Annotated in this window: 14 protein-coding genes; 2 read left to right on the forward strand and 12 right to left on the reverse strand. The window is 43.5% G+C overall.

What is annotated here, in order from left to right; all coding sequences use genetic code 11:
* Positions 1 to 150 precede the first annotated feature (150 nt).
* Entirely contained in the window at positions 151 to 882 is a 732-nt protein-coding gene (locus tag AC5JPY_RS05360; protein WP_443525750.1) for a DOMON domain-containing protein, read from the forward strand.
* Positions 883 to 1,015: 133 nt separating this feature from the next.
* Here AC5JPY_RS05360 and AC5JPY_RS05365 read toward each other — a convergent pair whose 3' ends face one another.
* Positions 1,016 to 1,744 carry a CHAP domain-containing protein gene (locus tag AC5JPY_RS05365; protein WP_319051416.1) on the reverse strand — a complete coding sequence of 243 codons (729 nt, stop codon included), beginning with the start codon at positions 1,742 to 1,744 and terminating at the stop codon, positions 1,016 to 1,018.
* 241 nt (positions 1,745 to 1,985) lie between these two features.
* On the opposite strand from AC5JPY_RS05365, the gene AC5JPY_RS05370 reads away from it, so the two are divergent.
* Positions 1,986 to 2,501: a hypothetical protein gene (locus AC5JPY_RS05370; RefSeq protein WP_443525749.1), complete on the forward strand. Its 516-nt coding sequence runs from the start codon at positions 1,986 to 1,988 to the stop codon at positions 2,499 to 2,501.
* A gap of 298 nt (positions 2,502 to 2,799) precedes the next feature.
* Here AC5JPY_RS05370 and lpxC read toward each other — a convergent pair whose 3' ends face one another.
* The 11 genes from lpxC to AC5JPY_RS05425 form a co-directional block, all read right to left on the reverse strand.
* On the reverse strand, positions 2,800 to 3,717 hold the full coding sequence (lpxC, locus tag AC5JPY_RS05375) for a UDP-3-O-acyl-N-acetylglucosamine deacetylase (RefSeq protein WP_443525747.1): 918 nt from the start codon (positions 3,715 to 3,717) through the stop codon (positions 2,800 to 2,802).
* Positions 3,718 to 4,040: 323 nt separating this feature from the next.
* Complete coding sequence (ftsZ, locus tag AC5JPY_RS05380) at positions 4,041 to 5,240, reverse strand: cell division protein FtsZ (RefSeq protein ID WP_443525746.1); 1,200 nt, start codon at positions 5,238 to 5,240, stop codon at positions 4,041 to 4,043.
* A gap of 283 nt (positions 5,241 to 5,523) precedes the next feature.
* Positions 5,524 to 6,849: a cell division protein FtsA gene (ftsA, locus tag AC5JPY_RS05385; protein ID WP_443525745.1), complete on the reverse strand. Its 1,326-nt coding sequence runs from the start codon at positions 6,847 to 6,849 to the stop codon at positions 5,524 to 5,526.
* Positions 6,850 to 6,985: 136 nt separating this feature from the next.
* Entirely contained in the window at positions 6,986 to 7,789 is an 804-nt protein-coding gene (locus AC5JPY_RS05390) for a cell division protein FtsQ/DivIB (protein ID WP_443525744.1), read from the reverse strand.
* A gap of 432 nt (positions 7,790 to 8,221) precedes the next feature.
* Positions 8,222 to 9,295, reverse strand: coding sequence for a D-alanine--D-alanine ligase (locus AC5JPY_RS05395; protein WP_443525742.1), 1,074 nt, complete (start codon positions 9,293 to 9,295; stop codon positions 8,222 to 8,224).
* A 23-nt stretch (positions 9,296 to 9,318) separates the two neighbouring features.
* A complete protein-coding gene (gene murC / locus AC5JPY_RS05400; RefSeq protein WP_443525741.1) occupies positions 9,319 to 10,758 on the reverse strand; it encodes a UDP-N-acetylmuramate--L-alanine ligase in 1,440 nt (479 codons plus the stop codon).
* Between the two features lie 85 nt (positions 10,759 to 10,843).
* Entirely contained in the window at positions 10,844 to 11,929 is a 1,086-nt protein-coding gene (gene murG, locus AC5JPY_RS05405; RefSeq protein WP_443525740.1) for an undecaprenyldiphospho-muramoylpentapeptide beta-N-acetylglucosaminyltransferase, read from the reverse strand.
* A 277-nt stretch (positions 11,930 to 12,206) separates the two neighbouring features.
* On the reverse strand, positions 12,207 to 13,178 hold the full coding sequence (gene gshB / locus AC5JPY_RS05410) for a glutathione synthase (RefSeq protein WP_443525738.1): 972 nt from the start codon (positions 13,176 to 13,178) through the stop codon (positions 12,207 to 12,209).
* Between the two features lie 64 nt (positions 13,179 to 13,242).
* Positions 13,243 to 13,947: an orotate phosphoribosyltransferase gene (pyrE, locus tag AC5JPY_RS05415; RefSeq protein ID WP_443525737.1), complete on the reverse strand. Its 705-nt coding sequence runs from the start codon at positions 13,945 to 13,947 to the stop codon at positions 13,243 to 13,245.
* Between the two features lie 61 nt (positions 13,948 to 14,008).
* Positions 14,009 to 15,019: a hypothetical protein gene (locus tag AC5JPY_RS05420; RefSeq protein ID WP_443525736.1), complete on the reverse strand. Its 1,011-nt coding sequence runs from the start codon at positions 15,017 to 15,019 to the stop codon at positions 14,009 to 14,011.
* Positions 15,020 to 15,113: 94 nt separating this feature from the next.
* The gene (locus AC5JPY_RS05425) at positions 15,114 to 15,953 is read right to left on the reverse strand and encodes an SDR family oxidoreductase (RefSeq protein ID WP_443525735.1); all 840 of its coding nucleotides are present in this window, start codon (positions 15,951 to 15,953) and stop codon (positions 15,114 to 15,116) included.
* Positions 15,954 to 15,972 lie beyond the last annotated feature (19 nt).

Here is a 15,972-nt window from a genome sequence, read left to right on the forward strand (position 1 = left end):
ATAATGACAGCAAATATAAAAGCCGCGATGCATCTTGCTCGCGGCTTTTATATTGCCTGGTAGCTGAAGACTTAATTGGCACCTGATACTAATGCTTAGTAGCCGTCATTTTCATTACTCTTTTATAATTACTATCGAGTTTTATAGACAATGAATCAATCTTTTACTCTCTGTATAGCGACAGAGTCATTAGAGCAAGATGCACAGCTGCTAGGCGTAACTACTGATGATCTGCAGCGTATCGATATCAAAGTAATCGCTGATATTATCAAGCAGCCCGCATTACAATTACGGTTAACCTATCAAATCACCTTACCCAGTCACGTATTAGCAAGTCACGTATTAGCGAGTCAATTGGCGTGGCCAGTTTGGCAGCAATCCCGAGTAAAATTTACTGATTATCTATGGGAAGAGACCTGCCTTGAGTGTTTTATCACTGGCCGCACCATCAGTGGTAAAGAGTCAACGATACGTCAGCAAACAGCGCCTTATATTGAAGTCAATGCCAGTCCTGATGGTCGCTATGCACTCTATAAGTTTAAAGGCTATCGTAACCCTGCTACCTTACCACCAACACCGCTATACGATACTGACGGACTCACACGCGTAGCTATCAACTGGTCTGATAGTGTCAGTCAGCCAGAAACATCTATAAAGAGCGAGCTATCACTAGTAAATTCGTCTTATCAATATGAACGTCGCTTTTCTATTCCTATAACTGAATTACCTAACCATAAATACAGCGTTGCCAATATAACCGTTGAGCAGATACATCCTTGTGTTATTTTGCAGTTTGGTGAGCGCAGTTTATATTTTGCCTCTCAGCACGCCTCTCCACCTGATTTTCATAACCATGACTATTGGTCAACATTTGAGCTTTAACGTGATGCTATGGGTTGTACTCACTCAAATACCCTTATTCTTAATATCTTTGTTTAAAGCACAAAAAAACTCAGCAATGTCATAAAGAGCATTACTGAGTTTGGAGAAAACTTTAGATCTGTTTAACCGATATTTATTTATCAGCCATCGCAAGGTAGATACCACGGTTAGATGCGTCATCGACATACTGCGAATCACGCCATGTCGTGTAGCTATAATTACCGCTGTATGGGCTGATGCTGTTTTGACGGAAATCAGATACCCAGTCGTTACCATCAAAAATCTGAATATGACCATGCGGACGACTTGACGTACGGTTGTAGACAACCACATCGCCAACTTGAGGTGCCATATCATTACTGATTTTGGTAAATCCTGCTTGGGCTAGCGTGCCACGAGAGGCATACTGATATGCTGAAGGATTCGGCGTAAACTCATAGCCTGCTGACTGTAATGCTTTACGTACATAGCGAGCACAATAGCCAGAGCTTCTAGATAGGGCTACTCGTGAAGCATTTGCCGCTGCGATAGCAGGAGCAGAGTTGCGATCAGGAACGCGACTCGCTTGCTGCTGACGCTGCTCGTAAGACAAACGACTCGTCAATGAGGCAAGCTGATATTCTTTCTGTTTAGCATGAGCACTTAGGTTGTCAATGGCTTGACTGATCTCATCGTTGCTATATACATGAGCACCGCTATTAGTGCTATAGATGTTGCGACTAGAACCGTAGTTCGCAGAAGTAGAGATATTTGTGATGGTATGACTCAAGGTATTATTTGGTTGAAAGGTTGTTTCGGCAGCACCACTCGTCTGTGCTATGCCCATTCCCAATACTGACAAAATTAATAAAGCTTGTTTCATAAATTTACTACCTATTGTTAATACAAGTCTGCTCGTCATCCGTGACAAAGCATCGATTAATTTAGAGGATATAATTATCAGATAAACGTGATAAAATCCTGATCACAACAGCTCGTTCTTTTATAGTGACTAATACCAGTACCTTGCTTAGTCAACTGTCTCATAAACCCTATGCTATATACTGCTTCTAGCATGTCTGTTCTGAATATCGAATTTGTCACCTAATAGATGAGTCATTACGATGTCAAAAAAACAGCCTAATCGGCTTGCCCAGCTTATAGATCATCAAGCTTTCGCTGGTAGCGCACTACCTCAAACTCTTGCTGATAACATGCGGCTGTATATAGAGGCGACCAATGAGGTAAAAGAGCTGCTGGTAGACTGTCTACCTGAGGAAATCCTCAATACCTGTTGGGTCGTAGGCTTAACCTCTGAGCAATTAATACTCAGTGTAGGCTCAATGACAGCGGCCAATCATATTCGCTATTTACAAAACGCTTATTTGCAAGTGTTAACAGAGCAGTCAATTACATTTAAACAACTCAAGCAAATCCGCGTTGTAGTAGCTAAAATATCTACTGATAATAGTTCATCTAAACAATCATCAGTGTTATCAGCAACCTTATCAAAACCTTGTAAAGCCAATGAAAATCAGGCTCTTAGCCAAAACACAAGAAGGACTATATCACAGGCTGCGGAGCATGTCACCACTGATAAAAACCTCAAAAAAGCGCTTTTGCGTTTGATAAATGAGTAAAAATATAAATATTGCAATGTAAAGTTATGTAAACAAAAATGCATAATGGCATGGATAACGCTGGGTTTTTGTAATCTATTACACAAAAAAAATCATCTGCCAGTTCCACTTATATCTAAAATGGAACCAACAGATGATTCTTTATTTGCCTACAGCTTTTGTATACAGTGCCTTAGACAGAAAACTAAAAAATTACCTAGACTATATATTCAAAATATGACATATTATATTAATGTAATCATAACGTCACTATGTAATATTACGTAAATGTTTCGATACTTCGTGTATATTCCTGTATTTATCCTTCAACCGCTAAACCATTCAGCGGTAAATACTCTATTGGGCATGTTACATTGTCATCAAAAGTTACAATTTCAAAGTTATCTTCATCAGATAATATCTCACGTACTAGCAAATTGTTTAATGCATGACCAGACTTATAGGCACTAAAACGTCCTATAATCGGATAACCAATCAAATATAAGTCCCCTAATGCATCTAAAATCTTGTGACGAACAAACTCGTCGTTAAAACGTAGACCCTCTTCGTTAAGAATATTCATGTCATCAATGACGATAGCATTGTCCATACTGCCACCTAGAGCCAGATTGTTTTGGCGCATGGCTTCTATATCACGCAAAAATCCAAAAGTACGGGCTTCACTCAATTGCTCAATGAAGTTCTGTGTAGAAAACTGTAGCTGTGCGTGTTGAAAGTTTTTATCGATAGCAGGATGATCAAAGTCAATCTCAAAATTCAATTCAAACCCGTCATAAGGGCGCAGCTCTGCCCACTTATCATCTACTTTTACGCGGACTGGACGGATGATTTTGATAAACTTCTTTGAAGCTTCTTGCTCACAAAACCCTGCATCAAGTAATAAAGCAACAAAAGGCGCTGCACTGCCATCCATGATAGGTATCTCAGAGGCAGAAACACGAACGAGTAAATTATCTACCCCAAGTCCAGCAATCGCGCTAAGCAAGTGCTCGACGGTACCTACTCGCGTCCCACCGAATACTAGATTCGAGGACATCATAGTATCGTGTACCAAAAATGCATTTGCTGGGATAGGCTCGCTACCTACAATATCGGAGCGCTCGAAAACAATACCAGTATCAACCGGCTGTGGATGGAACTCTAAGTCAACAGGCTGACCACTATGTAGACCAGTACCTGTAACGGCTATCGCTGTTTTTATGGTTCTTTGGTTCATGGCTGTTTTCTCACATATTTTGTTACAATTGACATAGTGTACCATTACCTACGCCTAATTCGCTACAAATAAAAAGCGTTAATTTCCTTATCTCCTTGATTGATAACACTTATCGTCCCTATTACTATCCTTGTTGTGGCTCTATTCCTATAACTTTTATGTGCAATTTAAGGATTTAGACAGTAGTTTTTGGACATACTTTTATAGTTTGAAACATTTCATCGTAGTACAACCTTTATTATCGTTCCCTTATATACGAGTCCTGATCTATAGACATAAAAAAGCCAGCATTTAGATGCTGGCTTCTTTGTATGGGGTTAGGGCTATTTGTTTTGTTGGCGCTTCAGATAGTCTTGGATACTATTGGTCTTTGTCTTTGTTTGCTCTTGAGGCGTACTTGGACGCGGAGCAGTGTCCTGATGCATCTGAGCTTGCGAATGCTTCTGGCTGTTCAATGCACTGGTATGCACATTAGGATCGACAGGCTGTGTGCTATTTACAGAAGGTACCGGCTGCTCAACCACTTCTGGCTCTTGACCTGCATTTTCATCCAGAGTCAAACCTGTTGCAATGACTGTGACATGCAAGTCATCACCCATTTTTTCATCAATCACAGAACCATAGAAAATATGAGCGTCATCAATGTCAGTAATTTCTTCAACGATGATACTAATTTTGCTCATCTCATCCAATGATAACGATTCAGAAGAAATGACGTTAACCAGTAGGCCTTTGGCATTTTCTAGACGTAAATCGTCAAGTAATGGTGATCTAATGGCTTTTTCAGTGGCTTGACGGGCACGATCATCACCGCTAGCGCGGCCGATACCCATCATTGCATGACCTTTAGCAGTCATTGCTGTGCGAATGTCGTTAAAGTCAATATTAATCATACCTTCGCTAGCAATCGTCTCTGCAATACCTTGCACAGCATGCAACAACACATCATCTGCTTTTTTGAAGGCATCTTGCATAGAGATGTTACCGTACACACTCATCAACTTATCATTTGGAATGGTGATAATTGAATCAACGAAATTAGTGAGCTGCTCGATACCTGCTTTAGCAGCTTTGATGCGCTTACCGCCTTCAAACTTAAATGGTGTGGTTACGACAGCCACTGTCAACACTTCCATTTCTTTTGCAATACGTGCAACAACGGGCGCTGCACCTGTACCTGTACCGCCGCCCATACCAGCGGTGATGAACACCATATCTGAATGTTCGAGCAATGCGCGGATAGATTCTTCTTCACTTTCGGCAGCTTCACGACCCACTTCTGGATTTGCCCCTGCACCTAGACCACGGTTTGTTTTGGCACCAAGCTGTAGCTTGTGCGGTGCAGTTAGACGATCTAGCGCTTGCTTATCTGTATTAGCACAGACGAACGTTACACCTCTAATTCCTTGTTGTACCATATGTTCAACTGCATTACCGCCGCCGCCGCCAACACCGAATACAGTGAAGCTCGCTTGGCCGTTGTTTTGAAGCTGATTATCATCTGGCATGGTGTATTTTGACATAAAAAAGATTCTCCAGTTGCAGATAGCGTATAGGTCGATACGTATTGACGCACTCATATGGCGCGCTATCGACATACTATATATAAATGTATTTAAATAAAACAGGGCTATAGATCAAATAGTTCAGCATAGACAATAATATGTCATTACCTAAAGGTATTACTTTTCTTGCTTAGCGTATTGTTATCAATATTATTTCAATTTTTCTCAAATTACTCATTAGTGTCTTGTGGGCTGCTTAGACATTAAATAACTCATAAAAACAGGACTGCAAAGCACACTACTATAGTATTTTTTTCAACACGTTAGCGAAGCGTTGCCCTGCGCTTTGAAAGACACCTGTGACTCGATTTTTTTGGATCGTATCAGGCTCGCTTTTTTCACTGCGGCGAAACTGCTCGCTTTGACTATATAGTAGTGTACCAAAAGCCGTTTGATAAGCACGGTCGTTCACCTGACTATTAAGCTGCTTGAATGATTCATCATTATCAAAATGGTTATAGGCACTGATAGCAGGATGAGTATTGGTCAATACGACTGGCATTTTTAGCAGTCTTTTGGCAAAAGGTATCATGCCTTTGATTGTACTACCGCCACCCGTTAGTACGATGCCCTTATCTATATAGCCTATCAAACCCGCTTCATGTAACTGACGGGCCACTTCTGTAAATATCTGCACATAACGTGCTTCGATAATGCGTGCTAGATTATAGATACCGATATTGATTTCATCACTAGACCCTTGCGGCTTAAACAAGAAGAAAGCGCTGGGGTCAACGCTGGTAGCGTCAGCAGTTCCGTGAGATTTTTTCAACCGCTCAGCTTCGATCATCGATATGCCAAAATCAGCTGAGATATCCATCGTTACTTCGTGACTGCCAGTAGCAATACAATGGGTAAAGATTAATTTATTTTCTTTATAAACGCAGATACTGGTCGTGCTGGCACCAATATCCACCAAGCACACGCCTTGCTGACGCTCTTCACTCATCAAACTATATTCGGCACTGGTCACCGCGTCGAACACAATATGATCGATACCGACGTCGCAACTTTGCAATAATTTTTGGATATTTTGGCGGCTAGCGACTGGCATCATCATCATGTGATACATCACAGTAATGTTGTGTGCCATCATCTCAATGACGTCATCGACCATAAAATCTTGATCGTCGACGTAGATACCTTGCTGGCAACAATGCATAAGGTAGTAATCAGATGGTAGATCGCGTGATTTGGCATTAGACAATGCCTGTACCATATCATTGGCTCGCACGACTTCATCTTCTACCCTAACTTCCCCTGCGCTGTTTTTACTAGACAGTTCGGGAGTCGCTAGGGTTAACCACACACTATGCACGCGGCAGTTAGCAGTATCTTCAGCTTCTTGGATAGCTTGCTTGATAGCACCTTGTAGACGTTCACGATGCTTTATTTGCCCTTGATAAAAATCGCTGTTCTTAACTTTCCCCACGCCCAAAATACGAATGTCTTTTGCAGAGACAACATTGCCAATAACGACATATACTGCCGTGGCACTTAAATGGACAACAACCAGATTTTCATTATTTTTCATGGTACCAGACAAATTATCGCTAGACAGGAGCACATACAATGTCCTCCTGTTGAATCGTTAAAAAAAGCGTTATTAACACGCTATGATGTTGTACATATATTATTCGTTTAAGCCAAATAGTTTCAAATCAGGTCATGACCACTCATTGACTATGCTGCTTTGCTTAGTGCTACTGTGGCTGTTCTAATTCCTCAACAGGTGATGCTGACATATCCCAAGCTATGGTAAAGCCGTTTTTATAACGTAAATCTACAGACTGTATCTCATCACGGCGTCCGCTTAACTGATTGCCAAGTAGCTGGCTTAGATTCAGTAACTTCTGCGCCGTGTTTTCATTATCAACAATAACGCGTAAGCCATTATCAAAACGAATCAACCACGTCATTCTTGGTGATAAGATAATATCGGCAACTTGCATATCAAGTGGTGTATACCAATCGTTGACCTGCTGCATTTGTTGCATAATAACTGGTGCTTGAGTCATCTCACCTTGTAAGGTAGCAAAACGTTCCTGAGTCAAATCGTTACTATCAGCGGGAACAAAAACAGCGCCCTTTGCATCGACCAGACGTTCTGTACCAAAGTTGGCGACCGCTTGCTTCGGTAAAGCGGTAACAACAATACCGCGTTGCCAGTCACGAGAGATACTCACTTGATCAACCCAGGCCAAACCCGTCGTGATATCTCGCAACGCTTGTAGATCGGAAGTAAAAAAACTACTGACCTTTTGCTGATCCATCACCGTTTGCAACGAGTTATATTGGGCGCTAGACAATCCTTGGTTACTGACATGAATCTCAGCTGGCGGTGCATCACGCAGTGCTTTGCCACCCATTATCAATATCAGTACTAGCAATCCTATTACCAATATCATAAAAAGATATTTGACCGAATTCGGTATCTGGATTTTAGATACTGGGCGACCGGCTTTATCACTCATCAAGTCAGTTACCTCGTTGACAGTTTGAGCCATAACGACCTTTGTCCCTATATTTGCATAAAACTGATCATGCTCATTATTGATATAAATCTGCATACACTTTGCAGAAGCCTATTCATTCGATATATTATCAAAGTCTGTCAATAAAACGACTCGTACACTGCAATTATTCTTATTTAAACGTAACATTTTTCTTAGGTTATGAATAACTTATGAGTTATCTCTATCACAGAGATAAATATTATTAAACTAAACCCATTCTTGCAATATTAACGTATTTCATAGTCAAACAATAGCCTAACACTCGTTAGCAGCCTTGAATTTACACAAGTTTACATGAAGCTATGATATAGCAGCTTTAGCAACACGTTGAACACGCTAATAACGGTTAGTAGTATGGGATAAAAACACGACTATATAACTACAACTAACTATAGAACCGCAAATGAATTAAACAGCGAATAACTATACTGTCTGCGATAGTATGTGCCAGCACAATGTATCAAAGTCCATGCCGCGTGCTTTGGCTGCCATCGGGACCAAGCTATGGCTAGTCATACCAGGCACTGTGTTAATCTCTAGTAGCCAGAAATTGCCTGCTTCATCTTGCATGGCATCAATACGCCCCCAACCTTTTGCATCCACTGCACGAAATGCAGCAAGACTTAAATCTTGTAGATGCTTTTCGTCGGCAGCAGTCAATCCGCAAGGAATATAGTAGCTGGTATCATTGCGATTGTACTTTGCTTCAAAATCATAGAAGTTGGTAATGTCGGCAGGCTCAAGGCGGATGACAGGATAAGCTTCGTCATCAATAATCACAATCGTAAATTCACGACCTGTAATCCAGCGTTCAGCCATTACAGCATCACCGCACTGTACTGCGGTAGCATAAGCAGCAGGCAACTCATCTAAATGGTTGACCTTTGTCATACCAATACTTGAGCCTTCATGAACGGGTTTGATGATAAGTGGTAGACCCAGCATGTTAACCACTTGCTGCCAATCCGTATCGGCCGTCAATAATGAAAAAGGGGCTGTCGATAAACCGCAACCTTGCCATAGCTGCTTGGTACGGACTTTATCCATGCCCAATGCTGATGCCAAAATACCTGAGCCGGTCTGCGGTATGTCAAACCACTGCAGTACACCTTGTAATAAACCGTCTTCACCGCCGCGACCATGTAAGACGTTGAACACGCGATCGTACTCACGTAATTCTGTGATATCTTGATGCTTTGGATCAAAGTGAGTTGCATCGACGCCTTGATTTTGAAGTGCTTGCAAGACAGCAGCGCCACTATCCAAAGACACACTACGCTCATTGCTACTGCCACCATAAACGACGGCAACCTTTCCGAACTGCTTCGCGTCTTTTACATGACTGGTTATCGTACTGACAGAGGTTACGTTGTCTGTTTTGTTTGACGTAGTATCAACGTTATCTTGTTTTACTTGTGCAGCTGCGGCCATTGCCATCTCTGGATTGGTAATGGCTTGGTTCTGATTGCTTGTATTGTCTTTATTATTAGTCGTCATGAGGACAGCTCCTAAATTTTAGCTTACTTGATATAAAGGTTATTGGCAGCCAAGTCGACAGCAATCTGTCCCACGTTACCTGCACCTTGCGTGATGAGCATATCATTGGCTTTTAATAAACGCTGCATAACAGGAGCTAGATTGTCTTTGTCAATAATCGTTGGCTCAACTTCACCGCGCAGACGAATACTGCGTGCTAATGATTTGGTATCAGCGCCTGTGATCGGACTCTCACCTGCTGAATAAACATCCAATAGTAGTAGCTCGTCTACACTTGATAACACATCAACAAAATCATCGTAGCAATCGCGAGTACGGCTATAACGATGTGGCTGGAACAGCATAACCAAACGACGATCAGGGAAGCTTTGGCGCGCGGCTTTGATAGTGGCGTCGACTTCTTTTGGGTGATGACCATAATCATCAATCAATAAGACATTGCCATCATCGATATCCACAGAAGCATGCTGTTCAAAGCGACGCCCTACCCCTTCAAATTTCTGTAGCGCACGCTCAATCGCTGCATCATCTACCCCTTCATCGGTTGCCATCGTGATAGCAGCAAGCGCGTTGTAGACGTTGTGCGTACCAGGAATATTCAGCGTCAAACGCAGCGGCTCACGGTCACGGCGCAATACAGTAAAATGTGTTTTGGTACCTTCAGTTACCAAATCGATGGCTTGTACGTCGTTAAAGGGCTCAAGTCCAAAGGTCAACACTGGGCGACCAATATCATCGATCATTGCATACAACTCAGGATCATCACCACATACCACTGCTAAGCCATAAAATGGCATGTTCTGCAAAAACTGAATATAGGCGGCTTTTAGTTTATCAAAGCTGTTTTCATAAGTTTCCATATGGTCTTGGTCGATGTTAGTCACGATCGCGGCCATCGGGCGCAATGATAAAAATGACGCATCAGACTCATCTGCTTCTGCTACCAAGAAACGGCTGCTACCTAACGCTGCATTCTTACCAGACGCATTTAACTTACCGCCAATCACATAAGTAGGATCTAACTGCCCTTCTGCCATCATCGTAGTCAATAGACTAGTCGTTGTCGTTTTACCATGAGCGCCTGCAACAGCAATACCATGACGATAACGCATCAGCTCACCAAGCATATCGGCGCGGCGTACTACCGGTAGACGCGCTTCAAGCGCTGCCTTCACTTCAGGGTTACTGCGATCAATTGCTGATGACACGACAATCACATCAGCGTTGGCGATGTTTTTGGAATCATGGCCAATTGATATCTTGATACCAATCTGCTGTAGACGCTTAGTAACTAGACTCTCTGCAATATCAGAACCACTGACTTGATAGCCTTGGTTGTTCATTACCTCAGCGATACCGCACATACCTGAGCCACCAATACCAATAAAATGTAAATGCTGAATACGGCGCATTTCTGGTATTTCAATCAAACGCTTAGGTAAGGCTTTGGCAGAGGTAGACATAAAATTTTCTCTTTATTAAAGGATAATAAAAATTAAAGAACAGTAGAAGGTGGTAAATGAAAAATAACGAGTGGCAAGGCGTAAACTATAGCGCTTGCCAAATAATATCAGCGACTTGCTGACTTGCGCTACGATTGGCTAAGGCATGACCCTTTTTTGCCATTGTTAGGCAGTTGTCGCGATTGAGTACCGCAAGCTCATCATGCAAACGCGCCGCGGTCAGCTCAGACTGCGGTAATAGGATTGCCGCATCGTGTGAGGTCAACGTGCGAGCATTCGCCGTTTGATGGTCATCAACGGCATGCGGCAATGGTACAAAGATAGCGGCAATACCGACATTTTGGATTTCGGTCACTGTCAATGCACCAGCACGGCAAACGATGACATCTGCCCAGTTGTAGGCTGCGGCCATATCATTGATAAAAGGCTGTACAGTAAATTGATGCTTGCTTAAATCTTGTTCGCTATAAGCCGCCTGCGTGGCGGCTTCGTTGTTGCGTCCACATTGATGAAGGACTTCGAAGGGCTTATCTAGTAAAGCCAGCGCTTTTGGTACCGTGTCATTTAATACTTGCGCACCAAGTGAGCCGCCCACAACTAATAGTTTAAGCGGTGCATTATCAGTCACATCGTAGCGTACTACCGGTTCTGCAACCCCAGTGATGGCATTGCGCACAGGGTTACCGACAGTTTCAAGCTTGGTATCCTGCTCACTATTGGCAAAGGTATTCTCAAAGGCTTGCAGTGTCTTTGCAGACAGCTTAGACAGGTAGCGATTGCTCATACCAGCAATAGCGTTTTGTTCATGAATAATCAGCGGTGTATTGGTCAGGCGTGCAGCCAGACCACCCGGCGCACTCACATAACCACCGAACCCAACAACCACGTCGATTTGATTACTGCGAATTATTTTTACAGCAGCCATCGTCGCTGATAGCAGAGTGACAGGTAGCTTTAATAGTCGGCCAACGCCTTTACCGCGTAGTCCCTGCATATTGATGGCATGAAAAGGATAACCTGTCGGTTCAACCAAACCATTCTCCATGCCATTTGGGGTTCCTAACCAATGAATCACCGCGCCGCGACGGGTCAACTCATCACTTACTGCAAGCGCTGGAAAAACATGCCCGCCAGTACCAGCTGCCATCATCAATATCTGCGGTGTTTTCATGAACGCCTGCCTATCTTTGCTTTATTTATATGAAGAGTTTATCTTGCTGCTACGATGCCACTAATCAAAAATAATGACATGGCAAAAGCCCGCATAGTATAGAGGAAATCATTGGCTTGTATACAGTACTTTGTGCAGCAAAAACAACAAAAACCTCAGTCGTGAGCTTGCACGACTGAGTACTATATATTACTGATGAACCATCAAGAAGCAATGACTGATTTCACGCCAAAACATAGATGTTGTATCGTCAGAATACGTCTTGAACTGGGGGCAACTATACCGTAAATTTATTCTCAATCGCCATGATAAAGTCGGTTGCGATATCTGTACCGCATTGGTCGTCGATCTCACGTACACATGTTGGACTAGTGACGTTAATCTCAGTGATGCGCCCACCAATTAAGTCTAAACCAACAAACATCAGACCTTTTTCTTTGACAATCGGTGCCACAACTTCTGCCACTTGGCGCTCGATATCAGTCAATGGCATGGCCACACCGCTACCACCCGCTGCTAGGTTGCCTCGCGTCTCGCCTTTGCTTGGAATACGTGCCAAGCTATAATCGACCACGACCCCATCAACGATTAGCACACGCTTGTCACCGTCTTTGATCTCAGGTAGATAACGCTGCGCCATAATTGGCAACGTCTCAAGCTCCGTTAGCACCTCAATCGTTACGCCAATATTAGGACTATCGGCAGTTAGACGAAAGATACCGGTACCGCCCATACCGTCTAATGGCTTGACGATGACATCCTGCTGTTCAGCGATAAACTGACGAATATGCGCCTGCTTGCTGGTCACAATCGTTGGGCTCATATATTCACTAAACCATGTCGCAAATAACTTCTCATTACAATCACGGATGGCTTGCGGATCATTGACCACGAGCACGCCTGCCGCTTTTGCATGATCAAGCATATAAGTGGCGTAGATAAAGCGCATGTCAAACGGTGGATCTTTGCGCATCAAAATCACATCGTAATCACTGACCAGACCTGTTGCTTTATCGTCCAATGTATAAAAATCTGTAGGATCGCGCTTCACGGTAAGCGGCTGCGTGTCGATCATCAACTGCCCACGGTCCAACCACAAGTCATGAATCTGACAGTAACCAAGTTGATGTCCACGGTCCTGAGCTGCCCACATCATAGCGAGACTGGTGTCTTTTTTATAATTGACCCGCTCGATAGGATCCATAATAACGAGGATCTTTAGCGGTTTCTTTTGGTTTTGTTGGCTCATTGTTTGACTCATAGTAAGGCTCACTTACGTTATATTGTTGATATGAAATAAACTCAGTGCTCAACTATACGCCGTACTGCTCACGATAATGTTGCATTTTAGCTAATTGGGTCGCGTCTTTATGCTGGCTTTTATCACTTGCCAAATAACTGATCAAGTCATCGATATCAACCAATGCACGTACAGGCACTTCTAGTGTCGCCGCAAGCTCTTGGATAGCAGAGTGTTCAGCTTGACCTTTTTCTTTGCGATCAAGCGCAACAATAATACCAGCAACACTCGCTCCTGCCTGCTCCAAGATCTCGACCACTTCACGCATGGCTGTGCCTGCTGTAATGACATCATCGAGTACCCATACCGCTTTGCCAGTCACATCTGCACCCACTAAATTACCACCTTCACCATGGGTTTTGGCTTCTTTGCGGTTGTAACCCCATTTGGCATTGATACCATGGTGTAGCCACAACGCTTGCGCGGTCGCCGCGACAAAAGGAATACCTTTATAAGCCGCACCAAAGATGACCAACTCTTGCTCATCGTTTTTGTCATCTACTGCACGCACTTGCTCTGCTAGCGCGTCTGCGTAACCACGTGCTAGCAGCGACAACATCTCGCCAGTCGCAAGCAGACCTGCATTAAAAAAGTACGGGCTGATGCGACCAGATTTGAGGACAAACTCACCAAACTTTAGCACATGGTTATCTAAAGCCAACTGAATAAATTGATGAGATGAAAACATAGTATCTTGCTGGTATGGTGCGTGAGGCATTATTACATTCCTATCAGTAAAAAGAGGGGCGAAAAACTGGCATTATTGTACGCATTATTGGTCAGCTTGACCAACCGTTGATTTCATAGTCTTGCATATTGGCATAGCGAGTCAATAAACCACTACGCGACGAGAGGTTAAAGTAGCTCTGACCGTCTGCGCGTACTTGTATCTCCCAACCCAAGTGATATGCAGCAGCAATGATGTGTCCTGCAAATAGACGAATCTGGCGATACGCATGTTGCTGCGCAGGCTCACAAACGATTTGACTGAGCAAATAACTACGCACATATTGGCAGATTTGCGCGGCACTATAACTATGATTGATACTTTTACGAGTAGTACATTGCTTGAGCACATGGACAGCGACGCTACATGCCATAATATCCGTGACCAAGCTGCCCTCACCTGTCTCAAACTGCTGCGGCTGCAAAATCACTTGCCAGTCATCTGCATACATACTATTCAACAGCTCATCAGGGTTGTAACGCTTTACTAGTGCTCGTAGAGAGGCTGAAGGCTCATTAGCGTTGCTACTATTATCTGGATCGGTCGTTGCGGCATTATCAGCAGATGCAAACCCATAGCGGTTCAGTTTTGGATAGGCACGAATGGCCTGCTGAATATCGGACATATCTAATAATGTCATGCCTGATAAGGGTGATACTAATGGCTGCTCACTGTGATTCTGATAAAAACTATCAGGTAGCTCGATGAGCTGTGCTGCATTGAGTAGTGACAAGTGCTCGGCCAATGCTTCTGATGCTATCAGCGTCCACTTCGATAAGCTGGACTCAGTCGGCTGATAAAAACGCGTCGAGTTGCCATAAAGTCGACGCAACTGACCATCTAGGCGGCGCGCAGGCTCGGGAATATCACTTAGGGGGCGAGCAGGATCAAGGGGCGATCGTTTGGGATCAAAGTTAGGATGGACAATCGCAGGCTGCTGCGAGTCAGCTAGCAGAGACGATTGCTCAGCCTTTTTTTGGACGTGACCTTCTGCAAGCTTACCGCCTTCTGCTGCACTATTAGCATTAGATAAGCGGTTATCAGAAGTAGAAGGCTGGGTCATGAAATCTCCATAGACTATAAAATATAAAACAAGTAAGAGCGAGTGAACAAAACGGCTATATTACATTTGAAAGCATTCAAATGTCCTTAAGAACTTACTGTTGATGATCCAAAATATCACGATACCCTATCTGCCAGTCAGCGTACTCAAGCCAAGCTAACGGAATATTGCTGTGCAAGCGTTTTCCTGTCACTGATGACTTTTTATCATCAATAGCAGGTGCTGTTTTGCCGATTTGCTCACTCAGCCAAACGCCAAGCTCAAAGGTAGTCACAGGCCGATAGTCTGTCGCAATATAAAGCGGCTTTGGCGCGTCTATCTTCAATACATTGGAGATAATAGTGACCAAATCACGGTCCATAATACGGTTACTCCAGTGCGCGGCGGCTACTGGCTCTTTTTGTGGTTCGCGAGCTTTGCGTAGACGCATAAGTCGCGCGCGCCCATAGATACCACTTGGACGGATAATAATCGCCTTATTATCAAAGCCCTGCTGCAGTGCTTGCTCTGCTTGCAATATAACCTTTGATGCATCGCGCGCAGGCGTGATGGGTACAGTATGCTCATCAATCCACTCACCACCATCCTGTCCATAGACACCAGTAGAGGAAATAAATACCACACGCTCAAGGTTGACTAGTTTTGAGGCAAAGGTTGCCAGATGCTGGTTAATCGCCAAATAGCTATCGTGATAGCCGCTAGCTGAGTACTCATCGGGGGTGACAATAATAGCAATGTGGGTAAATGGGTCTAACTGCTCCGCGGTTAAAGTCAATGCATCCGCTTGCAAAAAATTAGCGCTATCCACCAAATCATAATGCTGACGCTCACTGCGCGCAAGTCCCGTCACAGACAAACCTTCTCGTGCAAGGGCATTAGTGACTGGTAGGCCGATATCACCCTGTCCAATAATTAGTAAATTGTGCGTGCTCATGCAGCGTTTTCCTTTTAGT

It is taken from the genome of Psychrobacter sp. H27, assembly GCF_059072655.1.

Excerpts from the sequence above, each read along its gene's own strand:
- AC5JPY_RS05360 (WP_443525750.1), top strand. The coding sequence starts at position 151 with ATGAATCAATCTTTTACTCTCTGTATAGCGACAGAGTCATTAGAGCAA.
- AC5JPY_RS05365 (WP_319051416.1), bottom strand. The coding sequence starts at position 1,744 with ATGAAACAAGCTTTATTAATTTTGTCAGTATTGGGAATGGGCATAGCA.
- AC5JPY_RS05370 (WP_443525749.1), top strand. The coding sequence starts at position 1,986 with ATGTCAAAAAAACAGCCTAATCGGCTTGCCCAGCTTATAGATCATCAA.
- lpxC (WP_443525747.1), bottom strand. The coding sequence starts at position 3,717 with ATGAACCAAAGAACCATAAAAACAGCGATAGCCGTTACAGGTACTGGT.
- ftsZ (WP_443525746.1), bottom strand. The coding sequence starts at position 5,240 with ATGTCAAAATACACCATGCCAGATGATAATCAGCTTCAAAACAACGGC.
- AC5JPY_RS05390 (WP_443525744.1), bottom strand. The coding sequence starts at position 7,789 with ATGGCTCAAACTGTCAACGAGGTAACTGACTTGATGAGTGATAAAGCC.
- AC5JPY_RS05395 (WP_443525742.1), bottom strand. The coding sequence starts at position 9,295 with ATGACGACTAATAATAAAGACAATACAAGCAATCAGAACCAAGCCATT.
- murC (WP_443525741.1), bottom strand. The coding sequence starts at position 10,758 with ATGTCTACCTCTGCCAAAGCCTTACCTAAGCGTTTGATTGAAATACCA.
- murG (WP_443525740.1), bottom strand. The coding sequence starts at position 11,929 with ATGAAAACACCGCAGATATTGATGATGGCAGCTGGTACTGGCGGGCAT.
- gshB (WP_443525738.1), bottom strand. The coding sequence starts at position 13,178 with ATGAGCCAACAAAACCAAAAGAAACCGCTAAAGATCCTCGTTATTATG.
- pyrE (WP_443525737.1), bottom strand. The coding sequence starts at position 13,947 with ATGCCTCACGCACCATACCAGCAAGATACTATGTTTTCATCTCATCAA.
- AC5JPY_RS05420 (WP_443525736.1), bottom strand. The coding sequence starts at position 15,019 with ATGACCCAGCCTTCTACTTCTGATAACCGCTTATCTAATGCTAATAGT.
- AC5JPY_RS05425 (WP_443525735.1), bottom strand. The coding sequence starts at position 15,953 with ATGAGCACGCACAATTTACTAATTATTGGACAGGGTGATATCGGCCTA.